At 36.7% G+C, this 8,660-nt stretch carries 7 protein-coding genes; 5 read left to right on the top strand and 2 right to left on the bottom strand.

The window, feature by feature from the left end; all coding sequences use genetic code 11:
* Positions 1-815 precede the first annotated feature (815 nt).
* Positions 816-1,643, bottom strand: a complete 828-nt coding sequence (locus tag RCH56_RS06855) for a Cof-type HAD-IIB family hydrolase (RefSeq protein WP_306484234.1) — start codon at positions 1,641-1,643, stop codon at positions 816-818.
* An 83-nt stretch (positions 1,644-1,726) separates the two neighbouring features.
* On the opposite strand from RCH56_RS06855, the gene ald reads away from it, so the two are divergent.
* From ald to RCH56_RS06830, 5 genes are all read left to right on the top strand, one after another.
* The gene (ald, locus tag RCH56_RS06850) at positions 1,727-2,842 is read left to right on the top strand and encodes an alanine dehydrogenase (RefSeq protein ID WP_306484233.1); all 1,116 of its coding nucleotides are present in this window, start codon (positions 1,727-1,729) and stop codon (positions 2,840-2,842) included.
* A gap of 377 nt (positions 2,843-3,219) precedes the next feature.
* The gene (locus RCH56_RS06845; protein WP_306484232.1) at positions 3,220-4,392 is read left to right on the top strand and encodes a M20 family metallopeptidase; all 1,173 of its coding nucleotides are present in this window, start codon (positions 3,220-3,222) and stop codon (positions 4,390-4,392) included.
* Between the two features lie 36 nt (positions 4,393-4,428).
* A complete protein-coding gene (locus tag RCH56_RS06840; RefSeq protein ID WP_306484231.1) occupies positions 4,429-5,358 on the top strand; it encodes a TIGR01212 family radical SAM protein in 930 nt (309 codons plus the stop codon).
* Positions 5,343-5,942, top strand: coding sequence for an isochorismatase family protein (locus tag RCH56_RS06835; protein WP_306484230.1), 600 nt, complete (start codon positions 5,343-5,345; stop codon positions 5,940-5,942). The genes RCH56_RS06840 and RCH56_RS06835 overlap by 16 nt, the downstream gene beginning before the upstream one ends.
* Positions 5,943-6,036: 94 nt before the next feature.
* The gene (locus RCH56_RS06830) at positions 6,037-6,801 is read left to right on the top strand and encodes a hypothetical protein (protein WP_306484229.1); all 765 of its coding nucleotides are present in this window, start codon (positions 6,037-6,039) and stop codon (positions 6,799-6,801) included.
* Positions 6,802-6,908: 107 nt separating this feature from the next.
* On the opposite strand, the gene nhaC is transcribed toward RCH56_RS06830, so the two are convergent.
* Positions 6,909-8,441, bottom strand: a complete 1,533-nt coding sequence (gene nhaC, locus RCH56_RS06825) for a Na+/H+ antiporter NhaC (protein WP_306484228.1) — start codon at positions 8,439-8,441, stop codon at positions 6,909-6,911.
* Between the last annotated feature and the right edge of the window lie 219 nt (positions 8,442-8,660).

The following is an 8,660-nucleotide window of genomic DNA, read 5'->3' as shown; positions in this document are numbered from 1 at the left end:
CACCCCCCTCTGCTCCTAAAGCGGAGTGCGGAAAAGGTCGATTTGCTACGCAAATCTTTGTTGTTAGGGGGATCCCTTCGACTTACTTGTCCTTGGATTTAACAATGTCTAATCTCCGTCTCTCTTAAAATCGATAACTCGCTAACGCTCAAACAAATCGATTTTCTTAACGAGAGACTTGATTAGACATTTCTACTCGTCCATTGAGTGGGGGATGGGGTAAGCTTTGCTTTTGCAAAGCGTATCAGTTTTTATTTATTCTATACTAACTTTATATAATTCTGATGTAGCGAAGCTACGAGGAATTTTTTAGCTTGTTTAGATAAGAATACACTATATACCTTGCATATCTTATAAATAACCTTTACCGGGTTGCATGTATAATCAGAGTGAGCGTTATGAAAATTTATCTGTTTGAGCGAAGCGAGTTATAAATTTTTAGCGAACGATGATTAGGAATTCCCAGCTTTAAAACAAACTAAAACGAAGGGTTCTGCCTACTAAAAAAGATTGGCGTAAGCCAATCAACAAATACCGCACTCCGCCAAGGAGCAGAGGGGGTGAATGACAAAGGGGTCAAGGGGAAAGGGTAGAGGGGCCTCTGCCGCCCCCTTAGCCTTTCCCCTTGGGTTCGAAGGGTTCAACCCTGTTCAAAAGTATATTCCAATACAAAGAAATACTAGTTTCATAATACGTATTAAAATATTTTAAATAAATCTACTTATACATTGAGCTTCGAAGGGTACAACCCTGCTTCAGGATATAATTCTAATACATAAATATTTTTTATAAAAAACTTTCAGTCAAAGATATTTTTAAAAATATCTCTCCTTCCCATTATCAATCAACCTCTCAATAGCATATCCCACCCCAGAATTGAGATTGGATTTAGTTATGAAGTCAGCGCGGGCTTTGAGTTCTTCTACGGCATTACCCATAGCTACGGCAAAGCCTGCTTTTTCTAGCATGGGGATGTCGTTTTTTTCGTTTCCCATTGCCATGACTTCACTCATATCAAGGCCCAGTTTTTCTATCATTTGGCCTATGGCGTAGCCCTTGTTGGTGTTTTTGTTCATCACCTCTATTAGAAAGGGGGCAGTTTGGACTGGGTAGTAGTTTTCTTTTAAGGCTTTTGGCATATTTTTGATAAAGCGGTTGATCTCGCTTGCGGATCCTAGAATAAGAAATCTTCCGAAGTCTTTATCTTTTGGCCAATCCTCGTAGGCTACTGTTTTTATTGGGAGCTTGTTTATTCTAGCGTCCATTTTTGTATAGAAGTTTGGGTTTTTGTGTCTCGTGTAAAAACCATCACCATCCATACTAGATAATTCTAATTTATATCCTTCAAGCATTCTATCAACTATAAGGAGGTCCTTAGGGCTTTGGTAGGTCCCAAACATTGGCTTTCTTGTGAAGTTATCGTAGATGTAAGATCCGTTTTGGCAGATTGTAAAGTGTCCATTGTTACATAGATCTAATTCTTCTATAAGATGAATCATGCTATGGAAGGGTCTACCGCTAACTAGGGCAATGTGAATCCCAGCCTTTCTCGCTTTTTTTATCGCTTCTTTATTCTTTTTTGTTAATCTTTTAAGTGGAGTTACTAATGTTCCGTCCACATCTATTGTTATTAGTTTAATCATAAACTTATTATACTCTATAAAAATCATTAATTTTGCTTGTTTTGGGTATATATTTATATAGTAATACAAAAGGAGGAATTGTTTTGATTATTGGAATACCTAAAGAATTAAAAGATCAAGAATCCAGAGTGGCAATTATCCCTGGAGCTTGTACAGAACTAACTAAATCAGGAAACAAAGTTATTATAGAAACTGGTGCAGGACTTGCATCTGGAATCAGCGATGAAGACTATAAAGAAGCTGGAGCAGAAATAGTAGATTCAGCTGCTGAAGTTTGGGAAAATGCAGATATCATCTACAAGGTTAAGGAACCTTTAAAGGAAGAATATAAATACTTTAGAGAAGGACTGATAATCTACACCTACCTTCACCTTGCAAGTAACCCTGAGCTAACAGATGCTCTTATTGAAAACAAGGTTACAGGAATTGGTTTTGAGACAGTTCAACTTGACAACAAACTACCACTCCTACGTCCAATGTCAGAAGTCGCAGGTAGAATGGCAGTTCAAGAGGGAGCACAATATCTCACAAAACCAAAAGGCGGACGTGGAATCCTACTTCAAGGTGTACCAGGAGTTAGACCTGCCAACGTTGTAATCGTAGGTGCAGGTACTGTAGGAACAGCTGCAACAAGAATAGCAGTAGGAATGGGAGCAAGAGTTACAGTTCTTGATGTAAATATCGATGCCTTAACTCAACTATACAACATATTCCCAGATAAGATCGAAACCCTATATTCTAACCCACTAAACATCGAAGAAGCAGTTAAAAACGCTGACCTTGTAATATCTACAGTCCTAATCCCAGGTGCTCGTGCGCCACAACTTATCAAAGAAGATATGGTTAAGCAAATGAAGGAAGGATCTGTAATAGTAGACGTGGCTATAGATCAAGGTGGTTCAACTGACCTAACAAAGGGAAGACCAACAAGCCACACCAACCCAATATTTATCGAACACGGTGTAATCCACTACGCAGTAGCAAATATCCCAGGTGCAGTAGCTATGACATCAACTTACGCCCTATCAAATGCAACAACCAGATACGCCAAGGCCCTAGCAGATATGGGTCTAAAAGCAGCTTGTGAGAGATTCCCAGAATTAATAAAAGGTGTCAATACCTACGATGGTTATGTAACTTATGAACCAGTAGCTAAAGATACTGATCACGAGTACAAAGAGCTAGATATAGCTGAATAATATAGAAAATATATAATAATCTTAAACTACCAAGCCAGACTTTTATCAGTAGGGCTGGTAGTTTTTTTATTAGGAATTAGAAACAAAGCGCTAAAAATCAATATAAAAACTTTTTGGCTAATATCTTTTACGAAAGATAAAAAATTGAAATAATTGATAAAATATTTGCGATCTTTCTTAGATAAAATATAATACCTAGTAATATACTAGGGTATATAATTTTAATAAATTGATATTTTATATAGTCCTATTATATTTTAAAATGAGCTAAAAGCTATAGATAGACTCAGGAAGTTATGCCCTTCAAGCTTTAATATTTCTGAGTTTAAGCTTTAAATATCGGAAAATTATATTTCCGATAATAAGAAGGGGGATATATGCCATACAAGTATGTAGATAAAGATTTAGAAGAATATATTATTGAGCACAGGAGATATTTCCATGAGCATCCAGAACTAAGCTGGCATGAGGAAAAAACTTCGACCTATATTTTAAATGAGCTGACCAAACTAGGAATAGAGGCAAGAAAAATAATAGGAACTGGTGTACTTGGAATTATTAATCCTAACAAGAGTGGTAAGGTACTTGCCATTAGGGCAGATATAGATGCGCTTCCCATTGAAGAGAAGACTGACCTTGCTTTCAAATCCAAAAGTAGGGGAGTAATGCATGCTTGTGGACATGACACTCACGCAGCTATTCTTTTAGGAGCTGCCAAAAAACTAGTGACAATGAAAGATGAACTCGGTAAGATTGTCTTGTTATTTCAACCAGCTGAGGAATTTATAAAAGATTCTGGTGCCAAACATGTTATAGAAGAAAAGATTTTAGAAAAAGAAGGGGTAGACAGGATAATAGCTCTTCATATCAGAAGTTCTCTAAAATCCGGCGAAGTTGCTATCCAAGAAGGGCCAGTTATGGCATCAGCTGATACCTTTAGGCTAGAGATTATAGGAAATGGTGGCCATGGATCAGAACCTCACCTTACTATAGATCCTATAGCAGTAGGATCACTTATAGTTCAAAATCTCCAAAATATAGTATCCAGAAAAAATAAGCCTAGTAAGTCCATGGTCTTATCTGTAACTGCCTTTAATTCTGGCAATACTGAAAATGTAATCCCAGATAGGGCAGAGCTTCTAGGAACTACCAGATCCTTTGATAATAAGCTTCGCGATAAATTACCCCAAATGATGGATACAGTAATAAAGGGAATATGCGATGCTAATGAAGCAAAATACAAATTCGAATATAACTTTGGTACTCCAGCAACCGTAAATGAAAAAGAAGCTAGCGAGTTTGCTAGAAGGGTTGCAGGAGAAATCATAGGAGAAGAAAATGTTGTAAATCACGAACCTCGTATGGGTGGAGAGGATTTTGCTAAATATCTGACTCATATACCTGGAGCTATGATGTTTCTAGGAGCAAAGATAAACGATGAAGATCACCCACATCATAGTGGAATCTTTAAAATAGACGAAAGTGCCATGAAGACAGGATCTGAGTATTTTATTAGCTATGCTAGAAAATATTTCAGTCAAAGTCTATAGATTTACCTTACGAGATAAAGATGTTATAATGTAATTATGGAAATAAATAAAAAGCGATATAAGGACCTGGATTCATTTTTCAAGAGAAAATTTCATAAGAAGGTTATCAAGCTTCCATTAGATGGCGGATTTACTTGTCCTAATAGAGACGGGGCTCTTTCTTCCCTAGGTTGTATCTATTGTTCCGATACTGGCTCAGGCGAGTGGACCTTTAGAGAGAAGGGAAGTATTTCTCGTCAGATTTCTTATCAGAAAAAGCTTTTGTCAAAACCTGGTAGGGATGAGGCCTATATAGCTTATTTTCAAAATTTTACCAATACTTACGGGGATGTGGATAAGATGAGAGAAATGTTTTATGAAGCCATTTCTCAAGAAGATATAGTAGGTCTTTTTATAGCTACTAGGGCTGATTGCTTAAAAGATGAGGTCTTGGAGCTTTTGGATGAGCTAAAGGCAAAGACCTTCCTCGTAGTGGAGCTTGGCATGCAAAGCGTAAATGAAAAGACGATTTCTCTTATAAATAGGGGATACAGTCATGAGGAATTTGATAAAGGTTTGTTAAAACTTAAGAATTTGGGCATAAATATATTAGTCCATATTATTGTAGGCCTTCCTTACGAAGATATGGGAGATTATCTGGCGGATATCTCCTATATCAATTCTAGAAATATTTGGGGAGTCAAGATTCATAATCTCTATATTGAAAAGGAAACCAGGCTTTTAGATTTCTACGAGAGGAAGGAAATAGCCTACACTATGGATAATGATTCATATGTAGCAATAGTAGTAGCCATGCTTAGAAGACTTGATCCTGATGTAGTTATTAATAGGCTCACAGGAGATGGGCTAAGGGAGGTAATCGCCTTTCCCTTATGGTCTAAGAATAAGACGAAGATTTTGGCTACAATTGATAGAGTGATGAAAGTAAAAGATTATAGACAGGGGGATTTATGGCAAGAAAATTAGATAGCAAGTTTTATATAAACTCATTGGAAGAAGATATTTATCAAAATAGGGAAAAGACTCTGCTACTCGTAGTAGACGAGCAACCAAAGCTAATGAAGACTATGGAAAATGGAGAGAAGACTGTAACAAACACCTTAACTCTCCTTAAGGCCTTTAAGGAATATGATATGAATTATCTAGCTACAGAGCAATATCCAAAGGGACTTGGTAGGAGTGATGACAGGCTTTTGGAATTAATCGAAGAGGATAAGATCTTTGCAAAGTCTCTTTTCGATGCAGCTATTCCAGAAGTAGTAGATTTTATTGAGAAGAAAGATATTAAGAAGGTCCTTGTAGTTGGAGCGGAAGGACACGTTTGTATCTACCAAACAGTAAGGAGCCTCCTCGATATGGGTCTTGAAGTCTTCCTAGTAGAAGATGCAGTATCTTCCTTTACAGAAGAGCTTAAGGCGACAGCCCTAACAAGCCTCGGGCAAATGGGCGCAGTTCTTGTAAATACTGAGATGGTCTTATTCGATATAGCAAGAGACTCAAAGGATCCTCACTTTAAGTTTATTTCAAATTTGGTTAAGAGCTTAAGATAATAAAGACTTCTTTTCTAGGTCTTTCTAATGAATTGTAGAAGTTTCTTTGTGATAAGTACCCATTAATGATATAATTTATACAAAAGGAGGCTCTATGAAAAGAGAATACAAATTATCATCTATAGTTATAATTCAATTTATAGGAATTGTAGTTGCTATTATAACTAGCAGATTATTTGAATATATAAGTCAGGACTCAGCTGTTTTGACTATTATTGCAGGACTTATTACATCTCTAATTTCTCTTTTGTTTCAATTTGCCATAGCTAGTGGACTTATAAGAAACAGAATGGGATCTGTTGGAGAGTATCTTAATCAAGTAAATCTAATTACAGGAAGAATTATTCTTATAAATATTATACTATCGTTAATCGCTAGCCTATTTACTATGGGCATTGGACTTTTGGGTGGAGGAGCAGTCTTTGTCCAAAATATAATAGCCAATGGTATGGGAAAAAGCATTGGTATGATACTTACAGTTATTTTAGTGGCTGTAGTATCCTTGGTATTTTCAATTCTTATAACTTACGCTAACTTTTATCTGGCAGATAAGCTTGTAGGAAATGAGAGGAAGGAAAGTCTTAAAGAATCAATAGGAAATATTTTTAAGATTGGTAAGGACCTTGCTGGAAAGACTATAATGGTATATTTAAAATATATAATTATCCCATTAATCATAGCTATTGTTATTGTAGTATTGATGATGACTTGGGGTGGAAATGATGCAGGAATGGGCTTTGTTCTAATTCTAAGTCTCTTATCCCTAATAGCGGTAGTCTATGTGGTATTTGCAACAGCAATAGTTCTTGCAAGATTATCTGATAACTATCTAGACTATGTAGAAGAAAACGACATTTAATAAGTAAAAGCAAAAGACGAGCTATTATAAACAGCCCCAAAGTTGGACATATAATCTAACTTATAAGGCTAGTTTAAAAGTTCGTCTTTTAATGTGGAAATTTTTATTTAATTTACCTGAGGTACCTCTCCCTCTTTTCTTAACTTTTCTAATTGGCCAAGGGCAAAGTCTTGGGATTTCTTTGGTGCCTTGGCCATTTTCTTCATCTTAGTCTTGCCAAATATATTAGTGTAAGATCCATCTGCCCAGAAGATATTTCTCTTTAAAAGAGCTGTGATAAGGGCAAAGATTGGATTTAGGAGGTTGACGAAGGCAAAAGGGAAAAAGCTTATAGGACTTACTCCCAAAGTCTTCATCTGATAGGCCCCACAGGCTGTCCATGGAAACATTACCGCCCACAAGGTCCCTGCGTCTTCTAGTGTCCTTGAGAGCATATTACGGGAAAGACCTAGCTCATCGTACTTATCTTCATACAAGGGAGCAGGGACTCCAATACCTAAAAACTGATCGCACATAGTCGCATCACAGAAAATCGATGTGACCATGGTAAGAAAAACAAGACCTGCAACCGAATTAATCCTTTCTTTAAGCTTAGCGAATATTCTTTCAATAATTCCAGCGCGCTCCAAGGCCCCGCCGAAAGAAACTGCAAGAAGGATTAAGTTTACCGTCCACATCTGATTATCCATACCACCCTTAGAAAGAGCCATATCTACAAATTCATTGCCTGTCTCTATGTCTGGGCCATAGTGAAGAATTGCGAAAATTTCCGCAAGACTTCTTTGTTTCTGAAAGATCATTGAAAAAACTAGACCCACGAAAACAGAAATCATAACACCAGCAAGTCCCTCGATCCTTAAAACACAGACAAGAATTATTAAAAGGATTGGCAAAAGAACAAGGGGATTTAAGTTGAAATTACTAGCGAGGGCTTCCTTAATACCTTCTGCAATATTTGGATCATAATTTGTAACATCAATCCTAAAAGAAATGAAGCTATAAAGGATAAGAGTTATCAAAAACACGGGTCCTGTTGTAGAAACCATAGCAGTAACGTGGTCGAAAAGACCAGTCTTTGCTACACCAGCAGCAAGATTTGTAGTATCTGATAAGGGAGAGAACTTATCCCCTATATAGGCTCCAGAAATTACCATACCTGCAGTTATAGCAGGACTAATCCCAAGTCCTTGGCCTATGGTCATAAAAGCAATACCGATGGTGGCTGTAGCAGTCCATGAAGAGCCACAAGCAAGTCCAACTAGAGCAGTGATGATGCAACCTATTGGAAGGAAAAGCTTAGGGCTTAAGAAAGTCAAACCATAATAGATTAGAGCAGGAATAGTTCCTGAAATCATAAAGGAAGAAATCAAAAGGCCAACAGTTAGAAGAATTAAAATCGCATCAAGAGTTGTACTGATACGATCAATCATCCCATCGACCATTTCCCTAAAACTTCTTCCGCAAACAAGTCCTACAAGAGTTGCAACAATAATTCCTATAATAAGAGGAAGGTGGGCAGCATCGTAAATACTCTCTCCGTCTTCTTTGGCGAAAGCAAAGACATAAATCATCAATGATATCATAGTAATAATAGGTAAGATCGCCTCAAACAAAGAGGGAAGCCTATAGTCTTTTTTCATAATAACTCCTTTATAAATCATATTAGCGTGATAAATTAACTAAGTATATTCTACAACAAATTGATAAAGATATCAACATTTAATTTCATATAATAACTAATTAATATAATAAATCAAACCTAGGTTGAAAATATACTAGCGACTTTCTTTTCTTTTAGAATCTTCCTTGGGGGTATTTATTGAATTTTTCTCTAGTTGTTATAAAATATGATGGAGGGT

It is taken from the genome of Anaerococcus sp. (genome assembly GCF_030825785.1).
Classification (GTDB): domain Bacteria; phylum Bacillota; class Clostridia; order Tissierellales; family Peptoniphilaceae; genus Anaerococcus.
Note: the sequence above shows the minus strand (reverse complement) of the source record. Positions and strands in the feature narration are given on the sequence as shown.